17 protein-coding genes are annotated in these 25,578 nt (G+C 72.7%); 4 read left to right on the top strand and 13 right to left on the bottom strand.

The features are described 5' to 3' along the window. Nucleotides 1-112 precede the first annotated feature (112 nt). Nucleotides 113-1,015 carry a hypothetical protein gene (locus tag ACH35V_RS33290; protein WP_395978627.1) on the top strand — a complete coding sequence of 301 codons (903 nt, stop codon included), beginning with the start codon at nt 113-115 and terminating at the stop codon, nt 1,013-1,015. Nucleotides 1,016-1,051: 36 nt separating this feature from the next. Here ACH35V_RS33290 and ACH35V_RS33285 read toward each other — a convergent pair whose 3' ends face one another. From ACH35V_RS33285 to glf, 12 genes are all read right to left on the bottom strand, one after another. Beyond that, entirely contained in the window at nt 1,052-1,411 is a 360-nt protein-coding gene (locus tag ACH35V_RS33285) for a DUF5955 family protein (RefSeq protein ID WP_395978625.1), read from the bottom strand. A 17-nt stretch (nt 1,412-1,428) separates the two neighbouring features. Further along, the gene (locus tag ACH35V_RS33280; protein WP_395978623.1) at nt 1,429-3,318 is read right to left on the bottom strand and encodes a hypothetical protein; all 1,890 of its coding nucleotides are present in this window, start codon (nt 3,316-3,318) and stop codon (nt 1,429-1,431) included. Nucleotides 3,319-3,422: 104 nt separating this feature from the next. Further along, nucleotides 3,423-5,912, bottom strand: a complete 2,490-nt coding sequence (locus ACH35V_RS33275) for an ATP-binding protein (RefSeq protein WP_395978621.1) — start codon at nt 5,910-5,912, stop codon at nt 3,423-3,425. Nucleotides 5,913-6,676: 764 nt separating this feature from the next. Further along, nucleotides 6,677-8,782, bottom strand: a complete 2,106-nt coding sequence (locus tag ACH35V_RS33270; RefSeq protein ID WP_395978619.1) for a hypothetical protein — start codon at nt 8,780-8,782, stop codon at nt 6,677-6,679. A 243-nt stretch (nt 8,783-9,025) separates the two neighbouring features. Beyond that, nucleotides 9,026-9,916 (bottom strand): class I SAM-dependent methyltransferase, encoded by an 891-nt coding sequence (locus ACH35V_RS33265; RefSeq protein WP_395978617.1) that lies wholly within the window; start codon nt 9,914-9,916, stop codon nt 9,026-9,028. Further along, nucleotides 9,852-11,465 (bottom strand): DUF2142 domain-containing protein, encoded by a 1,614-nt coding sequence (locus ACH35V_RS33260; RefSeq protein ID WP_395978615.1) that lies wholly within the window; start codon nt 11,463-11,465, stop codon nt 9,852-9,854. The genes ACH35V_RS33265 and ACH35V_RS33260 overlap by 65 nt, the downstream gene beginning before the upstream one ends. Next, nucleotides 11,462-12,604: a class I SAM-dependent methyltransferase gene (locus ACH35V_RS33255; protein WP_395978613.1), complete on the bottom strand. Its 1,143-nt coding sequence runs from the start codon at nt 12,602-12,604 to the stop codon at nt 11,462-11,464. Before ACH35V_RS33255 ends, ACH35V_RS33260 begins: the two co-directional genes overlap by 4 nt. Further along, nucleotides 12,591-15,287, bottom strand: a complete 2,697-nt coding sequence (locus ACH35V_RS33250) for an HAD family hydrolase (protein ID WP_395978611.1) — start codon at nt 15,285-15,287, stop codon at nt 12,591-12,593. The genes ACH35V_RS33255 and ACH35V_RS33250 overlap by 14 nt, the downstream gene beginning before the upstream one ends. A 61-nt stretch (nt 15,288-15,348) precedes the next feature. After that, nucleotides 15,349-16,155 (bottom strand): ABC transporter ATP-binding protein, encoded by an 807-nt coding sequence (locus ACH35V_RS33245; protein ID WP_395978609.1) that lies wholly within the window; start codon nt 16,153-16,155, stop codon nt 15,349-15,351. A gap of 2 nt (nt 16,156-16,157) precedes the next feature. After that, a complete protein-coding gene (locus ACH35V_RS33240; protein ID WP_395978607.1) occupies nt 16,158-17,027 on the bottom strand; it encodes an ABC transporter permease in 870 nt (289 codons plus the stop codon). Continuing rightward, entirely contained in the window at nt 17,024-19,153 is a 2,130-nt protein-coding gene (locus tag ACH35V_RS33235; protein WP_395978605.1) for a glycosyltransferase, read from the bottom strand. Before ACH35V_RS33235 ends, ACH35V_RS33240 begins: the two co-directional genes overlap by 4 nt. Continuing rightward, entirely contained in the window at nt 19,150-20,394 is a 1,245-nt protein-coding gene (glf, locus tag ACH35V_RS33230) for a UDP-galactopyranose mutase (protein WP_395978603.1), read from the bottom strand. Before glf ends, ACH35V_RS33235 begins: the two co-directional genes overlap by 4 nt. A 135-nt stretch (nt 20,395-20,529) precedes the next feature. Between glf and ACH35V_RS33225 the strand changes: the two genes are divergently transcribed. From ACH35V_RS33225 to ACH35V_RS33215, 3 genes are read left to right on the top strand one after another with little or no spacing between them, the layout of a single operon-like run. Beyond that, nucleotides 20,530-21,867, top strand: coding sequence for a hypothetical protein (locus tag ACH35V_RS33225; protein ID WP_395978601.1), 1,338 nt, complete (start codon nt 20,530-20,532; stop codon nt 21,865-21,867). A gap of 5 nt (nt 21,868-21,872) precedes the next feature. Next, nucleotides 21,873-23,075, top strand: a complete 1,203-nt coding sequence (locus ACH35V_RS33220) for a hypothetical protein (protein WP_395978599.1) — start codon at nt 21,873-21,875, stop codon at nt 23,073-23,075. A 20-nt stretch (nt 23,076-23,095) separates the two neighbouring features. Continuing rightward, nucleotides 23,096-24,070, top strand: a complete 975-nt coding sequence (locus ACH35V_RS33215; protein ID WP_395978597.1) for a glycosyltransferase — start codon at nt 23,096-23,098, stop codon at nt 24,068-24,070. Here ACH35V_RS33215 and ACH35V_RS33210 read toward each other — a convergent pair. After that, nucleotides 24,015-25,499, bottom strand: a complete 1,485-nt coding sequence (locus ACH35V_RS33210) for a family 43 glycosylhydrolase (RefSeq protein WP_395978595.1) — start codon at nt 25,497-25,499, stop codon at nt 24,015-24,017. The genes ACH35V_RS33215 and ACH35V_RS33210 overlap by 56 nt on opposite strands. Between the last annotated feature and the right edge of the window lie 79 nt (nt 25,500-25,578).

The raw sequence follows: 25,578 nt of genomic DNA, 5'->3' as shown, positions 1-25,578 counted from the left end.
CATACTGACGGTTCCCGACCGGTGACCGCGCAAGTATCTTGGCACCGTCGAATTCGATGGGTAGGGGGCCCTCATGCGGTGTCCGGGCTGCGGAAGCGACACCACGTCGGCGTTGCCCCGGTGCACACGCTGCAACGCGCCGCTCAGCGCGACGCCTCCGGGCGGTGACGCGACGACTCCCGACGAGCCCCCGGCGCCTCCGTGGACGTCGTCGCCGCAGGGCCCCGTCCTGTGGGAGGCCCAGGGGCCGTCCGACCAGCTGCCTCCCGGCCAGCCGCCGCCCAGCGCGCCACCCAGCTCGCCGCCGCCCGAGTACACGACGCCGATGCCGCCGTCGTCCGATGAGACGTCGACGCTGCTCTCGCCCGAGCCGTGGGCCGTGCCGCCGGTCGGGCCGTCGTCGTCCGAGCCCGCGATCTGGCAGCCGCCCGCGCCGCCGAAGACGAGCAGGGTGCCGTACTTCCTGGTGGCGGCGGGCGTCGTCCTCCTCCTCGGGCTCGCGCTCGGCATCGTGTTCTGGCCGAGCGGGTCGGGCACGTCCGCCGATCCCGCGAGCGGCGGCGGCGGACCGTCCGCGCAGCAGACCCAGGACGTCGTCCCCGAGAGCGGGACGCCGAGCGGCGACCTCGACGGGCAGGCCAAGGCGGTCGACGCCCTGCTGGCCGAGATGGGCACGACCCGGTCCGACCTCGGCTCGGTGGTGGTCGGCGGCTGCCAGCGGAGCGGCCTGCAACGCATCCTGGACGCCCGCCGCGCGCAGCTGGAGAAGGCCCGCGCCCTGGACGTGACCGCCCTCGACAACGGCGAGCAGATGAAGGACGCGCTGGTCCGCGCGCTGGAGGCGTCCTCCGAGTCGAATCGGCGCTACCTGGACGTCGCGCCCGGCTGCCCGTCCGACAGCGAGGTCATCGACGTCAACCAGCGTGCCAGCGACGCCAAGAACGAGTTCATCGGCTACTGGACGCCGATCGCCCAGCAGGCCGGCCTCCCCGCCCGCACCGCCGACGACATCTAGCCCCGGTCAGCCTCCAAAAGCAGCGGTCGGCGGCGGTCAGCCTCCGACGCCCACGGCGGCGCCGAGCTGCCGGACGGCGTCCGCCAGCACCGCGACGCCGCCGACCCGCCGTCCGAGGCGTTCGAGGGCCCCTTCCATGCGCTCGGGATCCGGATCTTCGCTCTCCGCCTCTTCCTGGACGTCGGCGAGATCCCGCCGGGCCCGGCCGAGTTCGGGAACGTCCGCGCCATGGTCGTCCAGCAGCCGCTCGACGCGGGCGAACGCCTCCGCCGCTTCCCGCGCCGTCCCGGCGGCGTTGATCTGCTGGTTCTGGGTCACGCTGTCGCCCGCGGCGACCTGCCCGGAGACATTGGCGTTGCCGCCGATGCTGATGCCCCGGTCACCGTGCTCGGTCATGCCGTCCTCCGCTTCGGTCACGGGTTGATGCGGCCGCCGCGTCCACCACCGCCGGTGCCGCCGCCGGTGCCGCTCTGCCGCTGCTGGACGCGCTGCCCGGCGGCGACCTGACCGTGCACGGTCCCGCCGGTCATGATGACGCCCTCGTTCATGATGACTCCGGCCTGCGTCCGGTACGCGGACACGTCGATGCCGCACTCGTCGCCCAGGTAGTCGAGCAGCGCCTCGTTGACGCGGCGTTCGACGAGCCGCGTGTACTTGTCGACGTCGAGCTCCTGGACGAAATCCTCGAAGTCGGCGTTCGCCGCCAGCTCGCGGACGCTGATCCGGGACCCGTAGTCGTGGGCGAACTCGGTCGCCGGATCGGGCGCCGTCTCGGCGGTGAACGTCTCCCGCGCGATCCGCCACAAGGCGGCGGCAAGCCGTGATGGGGCGAGCAGCGGCGCGACGAACACGCTGGGGAGGCCGATGCGGAACGCCCTCCACAGCACCTTCCCGCCGCTCCAGCCGGGCAGCTCGTCCACGACCTTGAAGACGGGGTGGACGGGCGGCAGCACGGTCGCGGCGAACATCCCGTACAGCATCCGTCCTTCGACGGCCAGGTGGACGAACGCCGACATCACGGCGTCCTGGTCCTCCGCCGGGGCGACGACGCCGCCGTCCGGGGTCCTGATCGACTGGCCCTGCGCGCCGATCGACACGCGCTGGAAGCAGCGGATTCCGCCCTGCGGATGCCGGACGGCCGCCTCGACGGCCGCCTGGGACGCCGTCGAGAAGGGCACGCGCCCATGCGGGTCGACGAGCGGGTGGCCGGAGTAGTGGCCGGGGGTGAAGTCGTCCACCGGGCGCTGGTGCTGGACGCATCGGCCGCGCGCCACGACATGCCAGCCGGTGACGAGCCCGTTGATGCGCTCGTTGGGCGGTAGCGGCCGCTCACCGTCGTCGCCGGCCGACCGCTGCCCGTGGCCGCCGTGCTGCGGCGGCTCGTCCCGCATCTCATGGAGCTTGGCGCGGATGCGGTCGTGCATCACCACGGGATCGACGATCGCGGGCCGCGCATCCGCGCCGGACGGCGCGGGCGTGCCGAGCGGGTTCGCCGCCTTCCTGTCCAGTTCGACGGCGACCGACCAGATCCTCGCGTCCGGCGAGTGCGGATGCCCGGCGCCGATGAACGGGTTGTCGCCCGCGTAGAGGGTGATGTTGCCGCCCTGGGACGCCCGGACGTGCGCCAGCGCGTGCCCGAACCGGGCGCTGCCGCCGACGTCCGGCCCGGGGCCGCGCGCGCCCGGCCCGAGGTTCCGGGCGAGCCGCCGCAGGACGATCGTCAGATGCCCGATGACCACGACCGCGAACAGCCCGGACGTCATGGCCGAGGCGAACGCGAGGATGATGAGGCCGCCCACCAGGAAGCCCAGCCATTCGCCCGCCGACGCGGACGCCCCCGGCTGGAGCGCGGCGGCGGTCAGGGCCAGTCCGGCGACGAGGATGAGCGCGGGCACGACGACGGCGAGCCCGATCCGCGCCCGCCACGACAGGCGCCGCCACGGGACGCGGAACAGCGCGGTCAGATAGCCCAGCACTCCCAGGTGAAAGAGCACGTAGAGGGGCGACAGGGTCAGCAGCGCCGGCCAGAGCCCGACGATGAGGACGTCGCGGACGATGCGCATCCGGCGGGCCTGACGCGCATGCCTGATGACCGGTTCGAGGTCGAACCCGTGGGACGGGACGACCGCGCGGTACGACTCGTACACGTACTCCTTGAGGACCGCGTCGCACATGCCCTTGTCGAGGTACATCGCCGCAGATAAGTAGCGGGTGAGGTTCTGCATGGGGCCGGTCCGCGGGTCCCCGCCGGGCCCGTGGTGGAAGAGCGCGGTGCTCGGCGGGCTGCCGGTCTGCACGTCCAACGCCGGTCCCTCCACAGAGGTCAGAACGATCCGTGCGGGGCAGAATTTAGCGCCCAATCGTAGCAACCTGTGGGTTTATTCCGGAACGTGATTGATTCGTCCGGTCACTCTGCGTCCGCGCCGGCGCCGCGGCCGAGGAAGGGAAGGCCGGCGGACGGGTCCTCGAACGGGGCGACGAAGCGGTCGAACCAGCTCAGGACGGGCTCCAGCCATTCGCCGACGCGCATCGTCTCGGCGACGTGGTCGATCTGCTCCTCCTCGTCGAAGCCGATCGCGACGACGGGAAGGTCCTGGTAGAAGCCCGCCTGGTCGTCGTCGCCGTAGAGGGCGGTGAGCGCGACGGGACGGTTGCGTTCGAGCTCCATCGACAGCGGGTGGCGGCGCAGCGCGCGGAGGCGGTGGCCGAGCTTCGGGTCCGGCGGCTGCTTCAGGCCGGGAAGCTGGTAGTCGAGCGGCGGGGCGGACGCGTGCTTGTCCGGGACGCGGTCGTCCCCGTAGGGGAAGAGGCGGTCGAGCTCGTGCAGCCATCTGACCTGCGGGACGACCCAGTTCGGGCCGGGCGCCGTCCCGGGTGCTTCGCCGCCGAGGAGCCGTCCGGCGACCTTCGCGACGGCGGCGGTCAGCTCGGACGGCGGGTACGCGGTCCGCAGCGCCCGCGACCGCCGCGACACAGCGCGCTCCACCACCGTCGCGAGCGCGCATTCGCGCAGCCGCGGAGCCAGCCGCGACCAGGCGCGTCCCAGCTCAAGCGGGACGGCGGGCATCGGACGGTTCACGACATGGGCGAGGACCAGCGTGTCGGCCCACAGCCGCAGCCACGCCCAATCGGCATGCCCGGCGACGAGGTCGGCCTCACGCAGCTCATACAGCGTGCAGGCCCGTCCGGACCGGCATTCGCAGCCGCACGCGGCCGACCGGCGGCCGTCCACGGGCGGCGGCGGGCCCGGCAGCTCCGACTCGCGGCCCTCGCCCAGCGGGACGCGGACCCGCAGCGGACGGTCCATGCCGTCCGCGAACACCGCCGCCACGCCCGGACGCAGCGACACCACCTCGCGGGACTGGTCGTCGTCCAGGTTCATCGCCGCGCCGACCTGGTGCCGGTCGTCGAACGCGGGCAGCCGGTGCACGACCTTCAGCGCCGTGTTCTTGATCACGTCCGGGACGAGCTTGGTCGGGATCTGCTCGGCGACGATGATCCCCTCGCCGTACGCGCGGATCTCGGCGAGCATCCCGGCGAACAGCTCGACGGCATGCGAACTGGTGCGCTCCGGGCCGCGGTTGCGCAGCAGCCGGTGCGCCTCCTCGATCACGATGACGTGCCGCAGCGCGGGCCCGTCCGTCCGGTCGCGGCGCCGCTCCCGCATGCGCAAGTGTTCAACAATCCGAATGATGAGCGTCCCCATGAGGAACGCCTTGTCCTCATCGTTCGCGACATCCTCGATCGCGAGCACGATGTTGTCGCGGAGCATCCCGCCGATGTCGGCCGGATGGCCGCCCTCGAAGAACCGTCCCGCCGAGCCGATGCGCAACGAGCGAAGCCGGACGTCCACGAAACCCTGGACGTCGGCCATCAGCTCCCGCCCGTACCCGACATCGGAAATGACCTGGAGCGCGGCGTTCTGCAACTGCTCCAACGTCGGGACGGCCGGTTCGATCAACGACCCGGGCACGCCCGCGCCCGTCACCACGTCCCACCCGTTGTTCTCGTAGACCCGCTGCAGCGCCTGCGCCATGATCTGCGGGAACGGCTCCTCGGCGTCGAACGCGGCCTGGAACAGCGCCCGCACCATGTCGATATGCGCCTGCACCGGATATCCCGGCTCGGGCGCAAGCGGATTCACCGACAACGGCACCGAGTCGGGGTCGGACGGATTCACCACGGTGACCGGCCCGCCGAGATCCTGAATGCGCCCCGCCATCGCCGCGTACTCCGACTTCGCCGGCTCGATCGCCAGCCACGGAATGCCCGCACGCGTCAGCTGCTCCAGCAGATGCCGGACGGTCTGCGACTTGCCGGCGCCCGTCGCCCCCGTCACGAACACATGCCGATTGATGGTCGACCGGGGGACCGTGAGCCGCCCGACCTGCCGATCCTGCCCGTCCAGGATCGCGCCCAGCTCGATCTGCGCGTCCTCCGCCCTCTCGGCCGGCTGCCCATCGGTCTCGGACGTCACATCGAAGTACCCGGCGTCCAGCACCCGCAGCCCCGGAACCTCCCTGCGAGGCAACCCCGCCAGCGCCGCCAGCGTCCCCGCAGTGGCGACGAACGGGAACCGCTCGTCCGGCTCCACGACCGACCGCGCCGGAGCGGCCTCGGCCCCAGGCCGCAACGTCCCGGCGAACGACCCGCCGCCCTGCCCCGACCTCAACCGGTAGGGATGGTGCCCCAGCTCCATCGACCCGACGAGCACCGGCGCGATCTGCCCCAGCTCAGCCTGCGATGCCGCCCCGGCCACCACCCTGACCCGCCAGAGCCCGGCCTCGCGGAACGCGTCCAACTCCGCAAGCCGCTGATCGGCCCGCGCGACCGCCAGCCGCGCCTGCTCGTCCTCGCCCCGCCGCAACATCCGCAACTCGTGATGCAGCTCCCGCATCTCGGTATCGATCAACCGCTCATCGCACGGATCCGCGACGACGAACCATCCGAACGGCCGCTCCATCAACGTGACAAGCGTCGCCTCGAACAACCCAGGCCCGGCGTCCGCACGCCCAACCTGCGGAGCGAGCCGCCCTGGGCAACGCGTCCACGCCATCCGCTCGGCCTGCCGCAACCACCCGTCCCCGATCGGCACGCCACGCGCACCGCTCGGGAACAGCAGCCCGTCCCCCACCCCGCTGATCGGCCCCGCATTGGTGATCAGCTCAAGCGGCGCGCCACCCCCCGCCGACAACCACCCCACAACGAACGGCCGCCCCAACCGCGCCGCCGACAACGCCGCGGGCAGCACACTCACAAAGTCCCACTCAGCCGAAGCGTCCCGCTGCGGCGCCGGTATGGCCTGAATCCGATACCAGGGCCCCGGCAGGACGGCCTCGTCCCCCGATACCTGCCCCCGCCCCCCAGCCGGCACGTCCGGAACCCCACGCCCACCGGACGCCCGCATCCCCATCGGCGGCGACCCCGACCCCCTCCGGTACGGCGGCATTCCAGGAGGCGGCGAACCAGCAGACGGCGTCACCCCGACATCCTTCCGCGCCACAAGCTCCCACCGCCACCGCCCACCCGAAACCGGCCACCACCCCACCGCCGACACCGAGTCGACCAATCACCCCCACCTGGCCGAGCCCCACGATCAACCACAGCCGCGCTCTCGGGTGGGCGGTCTCGTGTGCTTGCGCGCTGGCGTGAATGGGGCCGTCAGGGGGAGGACGGGGGGTCGGCTTTGTGGCGGCCGTTCGGCTTTAGAGGTGGGACTATCCGGACGGGGCGAGGGGCCGCGGCGCCGCGTGGGAGGGCGTGGCGGGCGCGGGAGGGTTGGAGGAGGCGCGGAGCGGGGGCGGCCGGCGGCGCTGCCGGTGGCGCTGGTTCGGGGACGGGCGCGGGAGACGGGGCGTCGACTTCGGCGTCGACTTCGGCCTCGTCGTCGGGCTGGGAGTGTGTCTCCTGTTCGCGGAGGTACTCCTCGAATTCCATTGAATGGGCGGTCGGCAGGGTGATGATGCCCGGGTTGGCGTCCACGAGGAGGATGCGGCGGCCTGTTGTGCCCGAATGGGTGAAGACCATTGCGGTCGGCGGCAACTCCTGGAGTTGTGGGGGCTCCACCATGAGCTCGCGGAAACGCTGCTTGCCGTTGGTGTCGCCGTCGTCGCGGTGGTCGGCGACGGTGCGTCCCCATGCCGTGGCCGAGCTGATGCCCTCGACGAGTGCCGAGTCGTCGGCGGCGGGGGCGGGGAGCGGCGACCAGACCGGGTCGGTGAGGCCGTCGCCGGTCGGGCGGGCGTAGGCGACCGTGCTGGCGTAGCTCTCCCCCGCGACGTCGAACAGCGTCTCACCGGCCGAATCGGTGATCTCCGCGACCAGGAGCGGCTGGCCGGCGCCGATGTGCTCGGCGGCGACCCGGGCGTCCTCGGGGTTGCCGAGCCGCATGAAACCGACCGCGGCGTGGCCGCGGCGTCCGAGGCGCTCGCGGACGTGGTCCGGGATCGACCGGTACATCAGGACGAGTCCGGTTCCGGTGGCTTCGCAGGCGTCGATGAGACGGTCCAGGACGTCCCCGCGCAGCTTCTCGGCGCCGCAGAGGAACAGCGTGTGGTCCCAGCGGCCACCAGGCGGGGCCTCCCTGATCCGGTGGGTGAGCGCGGTCGTGACGTACGTCCCGAGGATCCGGTTGGTCAAGACGCCCGCCCGCCTGTCCATGGAGACGACGTGCAGGCGGGACGGCGGTAGCCCCACGGGTTCGGTGGCGAGTTTCTCCAGCTTGCGGAGCTGTGCTTCTAGGGCCCAGGCGCGGCGGACGACGATGCGGTCGGTGGCGTCGCGGCCGAACAGGGTCGCGATCCGCTCCAGCTGGTCGTCGGTGAGCAGGCCCTTGCGCAGATCGTCGCGCGGGTCGCCGACCTGGGCCAGCACGCGCAGCGCCGCGGTGATCCGCGGGATCGTCGCGTCCGGGCCGAGGACGTCGATGATCCGCTCCAGGATCGAGTTGTCGAACGACAGGTCGCGGGTGCCGCCCTCCTCCTCGCCCGCGCTGACGACCAGCGACAGCACGTCCGCGAGCGCCTCGGGGTTCAGGCCGCGGGTGACGTCCAGGCGCGGCAGGTCGTTGGGCAGGACCCACACGAGCGGGTCGTCGCCGCGGTCGGCGGCCAGCCGCAGCAGGTCGTGCGCGACCGCGCCCTCCGACAGGTCGATGACGGTGAGCCGCGCCCCCACCGCGAGCCGGGCCGCGCCCATCGTCGTGACGGCCGCGGACCACCCTGCGAGCGTCCCGCCGACGACGTCCACCCGGTCGACGCCGGGCGGGACGGCGACCGGATACCACTCGCGCTGCCCCTCGTAGGCCGACCTGCGGCGCTCCCAGTCGGAGCGGGCCTTCGCATACGCCTGCTCGGCCGCGTCCAGCTCCCGCTCGCGGACGGCCCGCTCGCGCTCCTCGATGTCCCGCTCGTGCGCGATCCGCTCACGGACGTTTCGCTCGTCCCGCCACAGCGCGCCGCCGGTGATGCCCAGCACGATCGCGAAGGCCAGCAGCGCGACGGCCGCGAACGCCCACGGGATCACGCCCGCGGCGCCGCACAGCAGGAACAGGACGACGCAGACGAGCGCCCCGCCGAACACGATCCGCAGCGGGCTCGCCGCCATGTGCTCGCCCGGCCGCCGCGCCAAAGCCGCCGCCGGGGCCCGTTCGGGCCGCTCGGGGCGCCCTGGAGGCGGCCCCGGATCGGGGTGCACCTGCGCGTAGCGCCAGCCCACATAGACGCGGTCGGGCTTCGTGAGCCGCGCCATCGCGGACCCGCTCGCCATGTCCGTCACGTCGAGAGACCCCTGGAGTCGCGGGAGTGTATGGAACGCCTGGGGGTGGCCGGGTTGGTTTCCTACATCTGCCTACACAGCACAGGGTAAAGAGCTTGCGGCATCCCCGCGTCTCATTCAATGGAACAGGCCCCCAGATGCGTGACTCTCCTCGCCAAATCGGTCACCAGGTCAACCTGCGGGAAAGATCGGACAACCCTCTCCACCCCTATGTCCACATCCGGCCACATTCGGTCAGCCGGCGGGTGGGGCCTTCACGGGGAGGAAGTCGTCCAGCTCCATCGTCGGGTGCGGGTACCTCCACTCCACTCCGTCGAACGGCACGTACATGCCTTCGGGCTGCCCGGCCAGGAAGTAGTTCCCGTCCCACTCGTTCGGGACGGTCACCGGCGCGTCCACGGGGAAGTTCGCGCCGAGCGGCTCGTACTTCACGCCGACGCCGAACATCGCGTAGACGGCGGCGTCCACGAAGTTGAGATACCTGATGTCGCCGCGCAGGTGGGTGCCCTGGATCGCCAGGCCGTGCACCCGGTCGCGGACGAAGAACAGCGCGCTCAAGTCCCGGATGACCTGGTCGAAGCCATGCGCCCCGTCATGGTGGACGAGCGCCCGCGTCTGCGGCTGGGAGCTGAGCACGACGGCCGCGTAGGTCGGCAGGTCCCCGTGGAACATGCGGACACGGGTCATGGCGCGCGGGAAGGCGCGGCGCAGGCGCTCGTAGGTGAACTGCAGGTAGGCGTCGTTGACGTCGACGAGGTCGAGTTCCAGCCCCATGGGCTCGACGCAGCCGGCCAGGACGGCCGCGGAGCCGCCCATGAAGACGCCCACGTCGACCAGCCTGGACAGTTCGCCGTGGCAGCGCTCGACACGGCCGAAGAGGTCGAAGTAGTGGTAGGCGCTGCACTGGTCCTCGTAGGCGAGGTCCACGCCCCGGATCCTGGCAGCCGTCCGGTCGAAGATCGCGTTTTTGCCGGCGAAGGTCTCCAGGTCGGCGTGGTGCCCGCCCTGGATCGGGATCTCCAGCGCCTCATGCGGATTCTCGGCGTCGGCCAGGCGGGGATCAGGGTCGAGGAAGGTTCCCCACGTGTCCCGCTGCATCGCCACGGTCGAGACGTAGTCCGTCATTTTCAGATCCTTCTCTCAGAGCCGCCGTGTCGGCGGTCGCCGGGGCGTTGGCCAGCCGGACCATCGCGCCGAGCGCGGCGAGCCCGGCCACCGCCGTCACCAGGGCCGTGGCCGAGCCGAGCGGCGGCCGCCAGTCACCGGAGAGCGGGTTCACCGGCGGGACGACCCAGGTGTACAAGCCGTGCTGGTACCGGACCATCGTCCACGCCAGCCCGATCAGGTGCGCGGGCAGCAGGACGACCGCCAGCCAGCCCGCCGCCGACCCCGCGACGCGCGGCGCGAGCAGGCCGCGCCGGTCGACGGTGTAGGCCGCCATGAGGGCGGCCCCGGCGGCGACGGGCAGGATGTACCGGCCGTGCGCCATCATCCCCATGGTCTTGGAGCCCACGGTGTCCATCACCACCGGCAGGACGAAGGCCGCCACGACGATCAGTCCCAGCCGGAGCCGGTCGCTGCGCCGCCCCGCGGCCAGCGCCGCGATGAGGAGGAACCCCGTCGCGGCGAACCAGAGGGCGTAGAAGGAGTCCGGCAACTCGACGTCCGTCCACCCGAAGATGCCGACCATCGACTTCCAGTAGAACGCGACCCGCCAGACGGCGATGACCTTGAGCGCGTCGGGCGCATCGTGCCCGGACTCGTAGGGGGTCGGGACGAGCCCGGTCGCGTGCATGACCAGGGTCCACACCGCCGAGGCCGCGCACGCGGCCGCGATGACGCCGCCCGCCACCCATACGCGCCGGTCGCGTGCCAGCCCGCCGAGGCGGGCGCGGCCGGCCGTCCCGAGCAGAACCGCCAGCGCGACCGCCACGGCCATGGGACCGGCGGGCCGGATGCAGGCGACCGTCACGGCGGAGACGGCGAAGAGGATCAGCAGCCGCCGATCGACGGGGCCGCGTCCGAGCACGAGCGGGATCACCGCCGTCCACATGGCGATGGAGGCGGTGATCTCCAGGCCGTTGGGGTTGACCATGCCCGCGAGCTGCATCGTCATGGGCGTCGTGGCGACGAGCAGCCCGGCGAGCAGGAACGGCCTGCGGGACCACGCCAGCACGCTGTACACCGCGGCGGCGAGGAACGCGGCCGAGAGCGCGGCGCTGATCAGCCGGGCCAGCAGGAGTCCGGTCTCGCTCGGCCACCACTTCAACGGCCACCCGACGACCAAGGAGTAGGTGGGCGGATAGCGTCCCGTGTAGGTGAACACCCTCACCTGGTCGTGCGGCGAATCCGTGGCGGTGTCCTCCAGGCAGGCGGCCGATTTCTTCGGATCGAACGCGAAGCAGGCCGGCGACTGACGCGCCACACCCGCCGGGACCGACTGGAAGACGCCGGGAATCGGATCCTTGATGTTCGGCACCCGGATCTCCTCCGGAGGAGCGAACATCCCGCCGCTGACGACGCCCGCCGCCCGGGTGACGTGCGGCTGCTCGTCCGTCCCGCCGTCCCACGGCATCGCGATCGCCCATCCGCCGCCGACCGCGAAGAAGCCGAGGAAGGCGAGCAGCGCGACCAGCCGGAGGCGCCTCTCGGGGAGCACGGACTCGGGTTTCATCGCGCGCTCCCGGGGGGCTTGCGGATACGGGCGGACAGGGCCCGTCCAAGGTGCGACACGGCCTCGCTCAGCTCCGGTTCCCGGACCGGCTGCGGGACGGAGGCGGCGCGCAACCGGTCCAGTTCCTGACGCCTCGTCGCGTTCTCGGCCCTGGCCCGGTCGAGCTCGGCCCGCAGGCCCGCGATCTCCTGCTGCTGCCCGTTGACGGTCTCGGTCAGGCGGTCCGCTTCGTCCGTCCGGGCGGCCGCCTCGTACTGCAGCTGCAGGACGCGGGTGTAGAGCGCGATCCGGTTGTTCTCCAGGGCGGCGAGAAGGTTCGAGGACGTCAGGGGACGCAGCGCCTCGAGGATCTCCTCCGCGCCGGGTGCGGACGTCCGCATCAGGACGCCGAACCCGAACACGGCGGGGACGATCGTGAACCGCCAGCCGCCAGCGGCGTCGGCATCGGCATCGGCGGCGGCATCGGCCAGCGCGTCCTCGACGGCCGTGAGGACGCCGTTGCGCGGCCCGCCGGCGTCCACGGCGGCCGTGAACACGCCGTCGCCCACGAATCCGGCGGGGGTGAGGTCGTCGTGCCAGACCGTCGGTCCGTCCGTCGTGGCGGGGTGCGCGTCCTCGGGCGCGAGGGGGGACGGCTGGTAGTAGAGGTCGCGGCGCCCCCACGGCCACAGCACGTCGTGCATGGCGACCACCGCGTCCGGGGCGTTCGCCATGATCCACGCGAGTTCCGCGCGGGTGACCGCATAGTTGTGGTCGCCGTCCAGGACGTACAGGTCGGCGACCGGCAGCTCGCCGAGCACCGCCGGGGACAGGCCCTCGACCAGGTTCAGCCTCGGGTCCTCGGCGAGGGCGGCGCGCAGCTCGTCGCCCGGCGCGGGCTCGACGCAGTGCACCGTCGCGCCGAGATCGGCGTACACGGAGCTGACCTGCCCGGACTCCACGCCGACCTCGATCACCGTGGCGATCTCGCGGTGCGCGAAGATCGTCTCGAACAGCTCCCGGAACAGCGACATCGAGTGCAGCAGCAGCGGCTGCGCGCGGGCGGCGCGGGCCTGCGCGTGCGGGTCCTCGCGGGATCCGGTCACCTGATGCCCGGGCCGGTCCGCGCCTGACGCGCGCGTGAACTCATCGGGTGTCACCGAGCTTCCTCCTGGCCACTCGTCCGGCGCCGACCGCGACGCCCTTGACGCCGGCCGTCCGGTACTCCTCGCGGAGCCTTTCGGTGAGCCGCGCGGCCCGCGCGGACCGCTCGGCCCTCCGGTCGACCGGCATCCGCGGCGCCATGCCGGTCATCGACTGCGGCAGCACCGCGAACGCGATGGTGACCTGCCCGGACGACACCGCGGGGACCCCGGCACGGCGGGCGAGCGGAAGCCACACCGCCGCGTACGGGGCGTCGAACTCCATCAGGTTGCCGCCGAGGTAGCGGCAGTCCGCGTAGTGGAGGCCGACGAAGTCCTCCGGCCGGTCCCAGCGCAGCACCTGCTCGCGGCGGCGGCCGCCTGCGATGACCTTGGCCTCGATCCAGTCGACCCGCACGATCGCGGGACGGCCGGGAATCGCCAGGGAGATGTCGACGGTGTCGTGGTGCTCGAACGCGAGCCGCGCGAACGACAGCCCGTTGTGGTTGATCCTGACGCGGCGGCGGACGGGGTCGTGCCACTGGCCGTCCGCCGTCCGGTAGCGCAGCCGCGTCTCGTACGGCTCGCCGGCGGGCTCGAACGCCTCCGCGTCGATCGCGCCGTCGGCGATGGCCCGCGCCATGGCGCCGAGCCCGGTGTCGGACGCGGCGATCAGCGCCGGCCAGAACGAGTCGCGCATGTGCAGGTCGTCGAGGTCGCCGGGCGACAGGTACGGGACGGCGGGCTTCAGGTCGGCGGGCAGCAGGGTCGTGACGAGCGAGGAGCCGAAGTTGTCCTCGTGCGTCCAGTTGCCGAACACGGCGGCCTCGTCGGCGGTCGGCGACTCCAGCGCGGCGACCAGGATCCTCGCCAGCCGGTCGCGGCCGGGCCCCGGGCGGGTGAGGTCCGGCCAGGCGCCGCCGGACGCGGCGACGTACCTGTTCCAGATGTGCTGGAACGCCAGGATGCCGTCCTGCACCGTCCGGCGCTCGGCGTTCTGGGACGGCGAGTCGGACGTCTCCCCGAGGACCGGCCCGCCGTCCTCGGTGAAGCCGATCAGCGACCCGCACAGCGCGTTGACGCACTGCTCCACGATCTCCGGGCTGCGGGTGACGGTCGCGGCGATGTGCGCCGGGTGCCCGGCCTGTGCGAGGTATCCCTCGGCGCGCAGCCCGGCCAGGTACACCCGCTCGGCGCGGTCGTCGGTCGCCAGGTACAGGCCCGACACCCGGACGCCGATGCGCGCGATCTTCAGGGCCGCGGCGAGCTGCCGCTGGATCGTGCCGCCCCAGCCGAGGTCCACGAGCGTCAGCTCACCGGCGTCGCCGGCCCGGCCGGGCGCCGCCGCGCCGTCGAGCGCGCCGGCGTCCCGCAGCGACTTGATCATGCGTTCGCGGGCGGCGGTGACCGTCACGGCGAGCCGGTTGGACAGGTGCGGCGTCTCGGTCAGCGCGCGGGCCACGCGGCCGGCGACGTCCCCGTTGTCGATGACGGTGTCGAGCTCGGTCGCCAGGCCCGGCACGTCGCCGGGATGAAGCTCCAGGACCGACAGCGTCTGCCGGACGGTCAGCCGGTAGCCGGTGCGGATGAACGCGTGCACCGCGTCGGTGTCGTGCGGGTCGAGGGCCGCCAGCGACGTCACGAACCGCGACAGCCAGACGGGCTTGGCCTCGACGTCCCAGCCGCGCGCCCGCGCCGCCTCGTTGATCAGCCGGGACAGCAGCTCGCCCTCGCGCATCGAGCACCAGAGCCTGCGGGTGCCCGCCTCGTGCGCCTTCGCCGCGGCCCACTCGGCGAAGCCGGTCAGCACGGGGCCGAGCACGCCGGCGCCGAACCGCCACGCGACGTCCAGCGCGGACGTGGTGAACGGGACGCCCGAATGGACGGCCTTGGCGCGCAGGCTGGTCAGGCCGAAGTCGCCGTGCCGGTCGTCCAGGTCGGGGGCGTGGTCGCCGAACGGCTCGACGGGCTCGCGCTCGCGCTTCAGCACGTCCAGGTGCGGCACGTCGAACCGGCGGTAGTGGACCGTGCGGACGCCCAGCTCGGACGGCACCTCATGGTCGGCGACCTCGTGGTCGCCGACGTGCACGACCTGCTCCGGGCTGCGGCCCAGGTCGCGCAGGACGATCTCCCAGAGGCCGGACGCCTTGGCGGCGCCGTGCTGGTTCGACCGGAAGATCCGCACGTCCTCCAGCGGGCCGAGCTCCGGACGGTCGAGCAGGTGCGCGAGCTGGTCCTCGGTGAAGTAGGTGTCGGAGACGAGGACGACCTGGACGTCCTGTTTCCGTGCGGCCTTCACGAGTTCGGCGACGTCGAGGTCCACGACGGTCAGCTCGCGCTCGAGCCGCAGTTCCGCCCCGACGAGCTGCTCCAGCGGCGCGGAACCGAAGATCCCGGCCGGCATGGCGCGCCAGATGTCGAACAGGGACACCTCGGTGCCGAGGGCGTCGCGTCCGCGGCGGGCCGCCTCCTCGGCGGCGATCCGCATCCGGCGGAACGTCGCGTCCGTCACCCAGGGCGGGCAGAGCCCCGCGTCCCGCAGCCGGGAGCCGAGCAGCGCGAACGCGTCCGTCGGGCGCGGGACGCGCCGCCACAGCACCGTGTCGAAGATGTCCAGGGACAGCACGGAGCACGCCCGGTCGGCGACGATGCGATGGACGTCGTCGAGCAACGGACACGCGGACTCCTGCTTGGTCAACACCGCATCTCTCCCCTGGTCCCGCACCGGCGCGCGCGGCCCCCCGGCCGCGGCTCGGGACACCCTATCCACCGGTTTCTCCGTGTGCGGGCCCGCTCGTGAAGCCTGACCGGACCGCGGTTCCCGCCGCGGCGGCACGGCGCGCCGCACGGTCCTCGGTCACCAGCCGGCCGGCCTCCTCCGTCGCGCCGTCGAAGATCACCCGGCCCTGGCGCAGCGTGACGCCGCGGTCGCAGAGCCCGACCAGCATCCGGACGTCGTGCGCGACGATGACCATCGTGCGGCCCTCGCCGCGCAGCTCGCGGATGCGGTCGAGGCACTTCTCCCGGAACGGCGGGTCGCCGACCGCCAGCACCTCGTCGATCAGGAACACGTCGGGCTCGGTGTGCGCGGCGATCGAGAACGCCAGCCGCATGAACATGCCGGACGAGTAGAACTTCACCTGGTCGTCCAGGAAGTCCTCGACGCCGGAGAACTCCGCGATCGCGTCGAACTTCCGGGTGATCTCCGCTTGGGACATGCCGAGGATCGCCCCGTTGAGGAAGACGTTCTCCCGTCCGGTCAGCTCCGGATGCAGCCCGGCGCCCACGTCGATCAGCCCCGCGACGCGGCCCCGGACGAGCACCGACCCCTCGTCCGGCTGCATGACGCCCGAGATGAGCTTGAGCAGCGTGCTCTTGCCCGACCCGTTCAGGCCCATCAGCGCGACGGTCTCGCCCTGGCCGATCGTGAGGCTCACCTCGTCCAGGGCGCGGAACCGGTCCGAGAGGCTCTGCCGGCGGAACGCGCGGACGCTCATCTCCTTGATCGAGCGCGCGTGCCGCAGCGTGAAGTTCTTCGTGACGCGGTCGATGACGATCGAGGGGGTCACGGCTACAGCTCCTGCGCGAAACGCTTCTGCATGCGGGCGAACGCCGCGTGCCCGGCGGCGAACACCAGCGCGCTGGCGGCGAGGGAGATGCCCGCGCGGGCGTACAGGTCGGGCGGGAACGCGAAGTCGCCGCGGGTTCCGGGGAACCAGAACGCCCGCTGGAACAGGGACACGGCGCTGACGAGGGGGTTGGCGAGGTACACGTCCAGGACCCAGCCGGGCGCGTGCTCCCGGACGTGCGTCCACGGGTAGATCATCGGCGCCGACCAGGTGATGACGATCATGAGGATGTCCACGACCTGCTCCAGGTCGCGGAAGAACACGTTGACGGCCGCGCACAGCAGCCCGAGACCGAGCCCGAGGACGGCGATGATCGCGAACCCGAGGGCGGCGGCGGCGAGCCCCTCCGGCGACGGCCGCCACCCGGTGGCGACGGCCGCGCCGAGCAGGATCGTCAGGCCCGGCAGGAAGTGCACGAGCGACACCAGCGCCGACGCCGTCGGGAACAGCTCGCGGGGCAGGAACACCTTCCGGACGAGCGCGGCGTTGCCGGTCACCGAGCGGGTGGCCGAATGCAGCGTCTCGGTGAACAGGTTGATCAGCACCATGCCCGAGAACAGGTAGACGGGGAAGTGCTCGATCAGCTGGTCCAGGCCGAGGAAGACGCCGATGACGTAGTAGTAGACGGCGAAATGCACCGCCGGCCGCACGTAGGACCAGCCGAGGCCCAGCAGGGACCCCTTGTAGCGGGCCCGCAGCTCCCGGCGGACCAGCAGCCGCAGCAGGTACTTGCTCCGGAACGTCTGCCGGAGCCCGCCGTCGCGTCCGGGCGGCCGGAGGCCCGCGTCCGCGCGGATCGGCGTGACCGTCATTCCCGTCCGCCTCCGGAGCCGGCGGCGTCCGCGGTGTCGGCGGCGGTCGCGGTGTCGGCGGCGGTCGCGGAGCCCGCAGCGGCCGCCGAGCCGGGCGGCGACGCGTCGAACGTCGCGCGCCACGCCTCCGGCGAGGTCAGCTCGGCCATGGCCTCCCGGTACCGGCGGCTCAGCTCGGGCCACTCCCGGCTGAGCCGCGCGTGCAGCACCGACGTCCGCCTCAGCAGCGCCCTGAACCGCTCCGGGTCGCGCTGGTACCAGGCCACCTTCGTGCCGTCGGCGGACGAGACCAGCGCGCTGTCGAGCTGCGCCAGCAGGCTCCAGTGCCGGTCGATGCTCGGCACCACCGCCTGCGGGTTGCCGAGCGCCGCCGCGTCCACGGGACGGAGCTGCCGCACGGTGCCGAGCATCGCGCTCGCCAGCACGTTCACCGTCCCCTTCGGAGGCTTGAACCCGCGTCCCCGCTTCGGCGGCTTGGTCATCCGGACCTGCGGGAACTCCTCGTGGCTGCCGCGGTTCTGCGAATCCGGGAAGGCCGCGCGGAACGACAGGATCTCGGGGAGCTTCGTGGCGATCCCGGCGTGCAGGTGCGCCGGCCCTGTGAGCACGTCCTCGATCGCCGACAGCATCAGCTCGGCGGTGGAGTACTGCATCGACAGGGCGTGCTTCACCGAGAGGATGAAGCTCTCCTTGGGAAGGTTGCCGCCCCGCTCGTACGGGGAGTGCAGCAGCGCCGTGACCAGCCGGTTGCGCTCGTGGAAGTACGCCTGCCAGTCGATGCCGTCGTCCTTGTCCTGCCACGGGACGTGCCAGGCGGCCATCCCGGGAAGGGTCACGGTCGGGAAGCCTGCCTCGCCCGCGCGGACGCAGTACTCGGCGTCGTCCCATTTGATGAACATCGGCATGGACAGGCCGACCTTGCGGACCACGTCGGTGGGGATGAGGCACATCCACCAGCCGTTGTAGTCGACGTCCACGCGCCGGTGCAGCCACGTCGTCTGCCGCAGGCTCCCCGAGCTCTTCTTCACGCGCCGGTTCGTGTCCGGGTTCAGGACCGGGAACGGGTTCGGCGGGACGGCGAAGTCGTGCTCCCGCTTGGTGTGCGGGGCCTCCTCCCACCACCAGCGGTACCGTCCGATGGTCTCGCCGTAGGCGTGCAGCTGGGAGCGGGCGAACAGGTTGAACATGTGCCCGCCCACGATGGTCGGCGTACGGGCGAAGTCAGCGAACGCGACCGCGCGCAGCACGCCCTCGGTCTCGGTGACGACGTCGTCGTCGAGCAGGAGGACGTAGTCGCTCTTCCCGGCCCGGACCGTCTCGTCCATCGCCCGGGAGAAGCCGCCCGAACCGCCGAGGTTGCCCTGCTCGATCAGGCGGAGCCGCGGCCCGAGCGCCTCCGCCGCCCGCGCGAAGTTCCCGTCGTCGCGGACGCGCTGCGCGCCCTGGTCGACGACGTAGATCTCGTCCACCACGTCCAGGACCTCGGGCGCCTGGGCGAGCGCGACGAGCTGGTCGACGCAGTAGCCAGGCCGGTTGAACGTCGTGATGCCCAGGCTGACCCGCCCCTGCCGGACGCGGCCGGCCGCGCTCAGGTCCGCGCACCAGTCGGCCCGCTCCAGGACGGCGGTGCCCTCGCCGGCGACGACGTCCATCCAGTACCAGCCGCCGTCGATGAACGGGCGCAGCGTCAGCCGGATCGTCTCCTCGCGGGAGTCCTCCGAGTCGATCCGGACGGAGTCGACGCGCTCGATGTGGCCCTTCGCGCTGGACCGGTAGACGATCACGCTGGCCTGGCCGCGCAGCCGGACCCGCAGGACCACCTCCTGCACCGTCGTCCACCGCCGCCAGTAGCTGGCCGGGAACGCGTTGAAGTAGGTGGCGAACGACGCCCGCCGTCCCACCGGCACCACCACGCTGCGGCGGCCGACGATGTCGGCGGGGCCGGACAGGAGACCGGCCTCGACGGCGGCCTCGGCGGCGAGCGCCTCCGCGCCCCGGACGATGTCCCCCTCCACGTACAGCTTGAGGACGTCCAGGTCGCGGTCCACGGGCATCACGACCCGCTGCAGGACGCGCAGGTCTCCGGCGGCGCCCCCCGGCTCGGCCGCCTCGGCGGATCGGCTCACTCGTCCACACCTCCATGTTCCTTCTGGGAAGACGACTCCCCAGACCCCCGGGGCCTTGCCTTTGTCAGACGCGCATCGGTCAGACGCGCATTGGTTAGACGCGAACCACCGCCGAAATGGGGACGCAGTTTGTTGTCGACCATTCCGAGCGCGCTCGCGATGGCCATGTGCATGTCGAGGTACTTGTAGGTGCCGAGCCGCCCGCCGAACAGGACGCCGTCCTCGCGCGCGGCCAGCTCCCGGTAGGCGCGCAGGCGGGCGCGGTCGGCGGCGGCGTTGACCGGGTAGTACGGCTCGTCGCCGCGCTCGGCGGCCCGCGAGAACTCCCGCATGATGACCGTCTTGTCGGACGGGTAGCCGTCCCGCTCGGGATGGAAATGGCGGAACTCGTGGATCCGCGTGTACGGGACGTCCTCGTCGGCGTAGTTCATGACCGGGGTCCCCTGGAAGTCGCCGGTCGGCTTGACCTCCAGCTCGAAGTCCAGGGTGCGCCAGCCGAGCTCGCCCTCCGCGTAATCGAAGTAGCGGTCCAGCGGCCCGGTGTAGACGACGGGCACGTTGCCGACGGCGTCGTCGCGCAGGTCGAGGAAGTCGGTGTTCAGCCTGACCTCGATGTTCGGGTGGTCGGCCATCCGCTCCAGCCAGGCCGTGTAGCCGTCGGCCGGCAGCCCCTCGTAGGTGTCGTTGAAGTACCGGTTGTCGAAGGTGTACCGCACCGGCAGCCGGGTGATGATCTCCGCCGGGAGGTCCCGCGGGTCGGTCTGCCACTGCTTCGCGGTGTAGCCGCGGATGAACGCCTCGTACAGCGGGCGTCCGATCAGCGAGATCGCCTTCTCCTCCAGGTTCGCCGGGTCCCTCACCTCGGCGGCCTGCCCGGCGATCAGCGCGCGTGCCTCGTCCGGGGTGAAGGCGCGGCCGAAGTACGCGCAGATCGTGCCGAGGTTGATCGGCATCGGGTAGACCCGGCCCTTGAACGTGGAGTACACGCGGTGCCGGTAGCCGGTGAAGGCGGTGAACCGGTTCGCGTACTCCCAGACCCGCTCGTTGGACGTGTGGAACAGGTGCGCCCCGTAGCGGTGGACTTCGATGCCCGTCTCCGGCTCGGTCTCGCTGTAGGCGTTCCCGCCGATGTGGTGGCGCCGGTCGAGCACCAGCACGCGCAGCCCGAGTCCGGCCGCGCAGCGCTCGGCGACCGTGAGCCCGAAGAAGCCGGAACCGGCCACCACGAGATCAACATTCACTGGACGGCGTCCATCCCGTGCGGGGGGAGAGAGAAGACCTGGCCGCGCACCCGGCGCCGGCCGGTCTGTATGTACCGGATGCAGCTAAGATACCCGGGGTTCGATCGATACCGGCGCAGGAGTCCAGGGATCGCGGTGGCCCCATCCACTTCCCGCAGTGCGGCGCGTGGTGCGGCGCAGAGTCCGCGCCCCGCGGTCTTCCTGCACGTCGGGGCCGCCAAGAGCGGCACGACGTTCCTCCAGCACGTGCTGTGGCACAACCGGGACCGGCTGCGCGAGCGCGGCGTCCTCTACCCGGGCGAGGACATCGCGGCCCATGTCAGGGCGGCGTTCGATCTGCGCAGGACGTTCTTCTCCGGCGCATCCGACCCGCGGACCCGCGGGGCGTGGCGGGCGCTGGTGGACGAGGCCCGCGCCTGGCCCGGCGACGTGATCGTCTCGCAGGAGCTGTTCGCGCCCGCCCGGCCCGCCAACGTCCGGCAGGCCATGGCCGACCTCGACTTCGCCGACGTCCACGTGGTCTTCACCGTGCGGGACCTCGGCCGGCAGATCCCGGCGCACTGGCAGGAGGACGTCAAGAACCGGTTCGCCACGCCGTTCTCCGAGTTCGTGGCGGCCCTGCGGCGGCGGAACTGGCGCACGTTCGAGAGCGCCCGGCTGTTCTGGGGCCTCCAGGACCCGGTCGCGGTGCTCGGACGCTGGGGCGCGGGCCTGCCGCCTGAGCGCGTCCACGTGATCACGCTGCCCAAACCCGGCGCTCCGCACGACCTCCTCTGGCGGCGCTTCTGCACCGCGACCGGCCTCGTCCCGGACGACTACGACCTGTCCACCACGTTCGCGAACCCCTCGCTCGGCCTGCCGGAGACCCAGTTCCTGCTGCGGCTCAACGAGGCGCTCGGCGACCGGGTCGGCTGGCACGCCTACAACGACGACGTCAAGCTCTTCCTCGCCCAGCACGTGCTCGCGGCGCGGCCGTCGCCCGTCCGGATCGAGCTGCCCGCCGAGCACGTCCCATGGGCGGCCGAACGAGCCGTCGAGATGGCGGAGGACCTGCGTGCGGCCGGCTACAACGTGGTGGGCGACCTGTACGAGCTGATGCCCACGGCCGCGTCCGGCCCCGCCCTCGGGACCGTGCCCGCGCACCCTCCCGACGAGCCGCGCTGGGCGGAGATGGCCGATGTCGGCGTCGATGCCATCTCGGCGCTGCTGCGGCGCGTCCTGGAGGGGGAGGATCGCGCCGACGCCGTGCCCGGCGCGGAGCTGCCGCTCCGCGATCAAGTCGACCTGCTGCGGAGGGGCTCCGCCGGCCTGGCCGAGACCACCGGCCGGCTCGCGCACGACGCCGCGCCGCTCACCGAGCGGGCGGTGCGGAACGTGAACGACCGCTACCCGGCGGCACGGCGGCTGCACGGCGCCTACCGGAGATTCCGGAGCGGGACGGGCCGGTCCGACGCCGGGACGGGAACGAGGTGAACGAGGTGGACGCGGTGGCCGGCGGGGAGCCCGGGAAGGCCGTCTACCTGCACGTCGGGGCGCCCGCGGCGGAGACCGACTTCCTCCACCGGGCCCTGTGGGACAACCGGCGCCGCCTCGCCGACGCCGGCGTCCACTACCCGGTCGCCGGTCCGCAGGAGCACTTCGCCGCCGTCATGGACCTGCGCGAGATGAGCTGGGGCGGGCGGCGCGAGCCGAGCTGGGACGGCGCCTGGGGCCGGATGGCCGAACGTGCCCGCGAGTGGGACGGCCCCGCGGTGGTCTTCTCCCAGGGCCTGCTGGGCGGAGCGACCGAGCAGCAGGTCAAGCGGGCCGTGGCGGCACTGGAACCGGCCGACGTGCACGTGGTGTTCGCCACCCGCGACCTCGGCTGGCAGCTGATCCTGGACTGGCAGGAGCAGCTCCGGCACGGCCACACGATCACGTTCGAGCGGTTCGCGGACGACCTCGTCGCGCGCGGCGTCCACGCGCCGAAGCCGTACGGCGAGATGTTCTGGGGGCTCCACGATCCGGTGCGGGTGCTCGGGGTCTGGGAGTCCGCCGTCCCGAAGGAGCGCGTCCACGTGCTCACCCTGCCCGCGCCGGGCGGCGGCCGGGGTCTGCTGTGGGACCGCTTCCGCGCCCTGATCGGCGTGGACGCGGACGCGTGCGACGTCGAGGGGATCCCCGCGGACGAGCCGCTGTCGGCGATCGAGGCGGAACTGCTGCGCCGGTTGAACGAGCGGATCGGACGGACGCTGGGCGACGACTACGAGCGCGTGGTCCGGCAGTACCTCGTCGGTCACGGCCTCGCCGAGGGCGCCGCCAGGACAGGTCGTCCGCAGATGGGTTTGCCCGCGCGGCACGCGGAGTGGGCGGCGAAGCGCACCCGGGAGATCGCGGACGCCCTGCGCGCCGCGGGCTACGACGTGCGCGGGGATCTCGGCGAGCTGACGACGTCCCCTGATCCGGGCCCCGCCATGCTGCCGGGCGACGTCCCGGACGAACTGATCGCGACCGCGTCCGTCGGCGTCGTGGCGCATCTGCTGGAGGAGCTGACGCTGGCGCGCGACCGCGTCGGGCTCGCGCACCTGCAGAGTGAGATGACCGAGGTCCGGGAGAACCTGGGGCGGCTTCTGGAGGCGGCCGCGTCCCCGCCGCCGCCGCTGCGGCGCGCCGCCCGGCGTGCGCGCAGGCGGGACCGGTGAGCCGCGGTCCAGGTGGAGGCGTGTCCGTCGCGGCGGTCGTCGTCACCTACAACCGGCGCGTGCTCCTGGCCGAGGCGCTGACCGCGCTCGGCGCGCAGACGCGCGTCCCGGACCGGGTCATCGTCATCGACAACGCGTCCGCGGACGGCACCGCCGACCTGGTCGCCGACCGGTTCCCGGACGCCGACCTGCTGACCCTGCCCAAGAACGTGGGCGGTGCGGGCGGGTTCGGCGCGGGCATCGTCCGCGCGCTGGACGGCGGCGCCGATCTCATCTGGCTTCTGGACGACGACACGGTCCCCGAGCCGGCGGCCCTCGAAGCCCTGCTGGCGGCACGGGAGCTGGCCACGACGGACGAGGACGGGCCGCCCGCGCTGCTGGCCAGCCGCGTCGTATGGACGGACGGCCGCGACCATCCGATGAACACGCCGCGCCCGAAGCCCAGGCCGACGGCGTCCGAGGCGCGGATCGCGCGTGCCGCGGGCTGCGGGCCGATCCGCTCGGCGTCCTTCGTGTCCCTGCTGGTGGACGCGAAGGACGTGCGGGAACGCGGGCTGCCGGTCGCCGACTACTTCCTCTGGAACGACGACTTCGAGTTCACGACCCGCCTGCTGCGCGGCCGCCGCGGCCTCCTCTGCCCGGACAGCGTCGCCGTGCACAAGACCAGGGAGTTCGGCGGGACGGACGCCGACCCCGGTGACCGCTTCTTCTACGAGGTCCGCAACAAGATCTGGCTGTTCACCCGGAGCCCGGGACTGGCGCCGGCGGAACGCGTCCTGTACGCGGGATCCACCCTGCGGCGCTGGGGCCGTACCTTCGCCCGGTCCTCGAACCGGGCGGTGCTGCGCCGTGCCATGCTCCGCGGGGTCAAGGCGGGGCTGTCCAGCCGCCCCAGACCCACCCCGGTGGTCCTGCGCGAGGTCGGAGTCGACCTGGGCGCTACCGGAGTTCGAGATAGTCGATCTGCCCCTCCCCCGCCAGCCTCCGCAGGCTGACGGTGTTCCATCCGGCGGCCAGCTCCACCATCGCCGTCGCGGACGCCCAGCCGGGCTTCGCCGTCGTGGGCAGCCGCAAGGACGCCGCGGCGGACCCGTTGACCGAGAGTTCCAGGTCGGCGTCGTAGCCCGTCCCGTTGGCGTACCGCGCCGCGACCGAGTACCGCCCGGCGGCGGGCGCGAACACGGGCATGTCCACGCGGCAGCCGTCGTGTGTGAACGGGCCGATCGCCCGCCCGCCGGACGCGTGCGGCCGCACCGGCGCGGACACGCAGCCGTTCAGCCGCGCCCGCTCCGCCTCATACCGAACGGGGACGCCCCGGATCGCGGGACGCGCACCGTCCCATCCGAGCCGGGTGACGTACATGCTCCGGGTCACCCTGGAACCGCCGCGGTAGCCCCGGATGCCGTGGAAGACCAGGTAGTCGCCGCCGTCGTCGGCGAGGACGTCCGCGCTGCCGGGCCCCTCGACCTTCCGCCCGTACCCGCCGGTCGACTGGAGCGGCCACGCCGCCTTCTGGTACGGACCCTCGATCGACGACGCGACGGCGTAGCGGGTCTGGTAGTTCGGCTTGAAGTACCAGCCGGACGCGTAGAACAGCACGTACTTGCCGCCCCGCCGGACCAGGTCGGGGGCCTCGACGAGCACCGGCTCGTTCGCGTGCCGCGCCATGATCTGCTTCGCCGGGCCGGCCAGGGCCAGCCCGTCCGGCGACAGCCTGACCAGGTAGATCGCCGCCGTCTTCCGGGCGTCGCTCTTGTAGAGGAGGTAGCGCGTGCCGTCCGCCTCGATGTAGGACGCCGGGTCGATGGCGCCGCCGAGGTTCAGCGGGCACACCAGCGGCGCGCCTTCCCGCGGGATGAACGGCCCGGCCGGTGACGACGCGGTCGCGACGCCGACGCACTGCTCATCGCCGCCCCTGCGGCGTGCCGAGAAGTACAGCACGTACGAGCCGGACCCGCGTCCCGGCGGGACGACCTCGGGCGCCCACGTCCGCCCCGCCATCGCCCAGGTCGGGAGCCTGGCGAGGCCGTCGCCCGGCAGCACCTTCCAGGGCCCGGTCGGGGACGTCGCGGTCGCCACCGGCATCGTCGCGACCGCGTTGTTGGTGCCGTACGCGAAGTACGCGCCCGCCGCCTTGATCACCGTCGGGTCGGCGAACGAGCCGTGGATCACCGGTTTCACGGGCGAATAGCCGGGCGGGTCGATCGGCGCCGGGGAGCCGGCCGGGCTCGGCAGCGGCGGCCCCGCGGCCTCCGGCCGCTCCTTCGACGTGCCCGGGGAGGACCGGGCGTCGGCCCCGCCGGACAGCGGTCCCCACGAGACGGCGAGCCCGACGATCAACGCGACCAGCACGCTGATCGCGGCCCCGGCGACCAGCGGCAGCACCGGCGCGAGCGCACGCAGGTCCCCGCCCGTCCTCCTCATAGCACCCGAATCATGCCAACAACCCGCACGGTACGGCGAACCAGCGCGGCCGCCACGGGGGGCGGCACCGTCGCCTGGC

It is taken from the genome of Actinomadura sp. 1N219 (assembly GCF_044326405.1).
GTDB lineage: Bacteria > Actinomycetota > Actinomycetes > Streptosporangiales > Streptosporangiaceae > Spirillospora.
The sequence above is the reverse complement of the archived record's forward strand: the minus strand, read 5'-3'. Positions and strand labels throughout refer to the sequence as shown.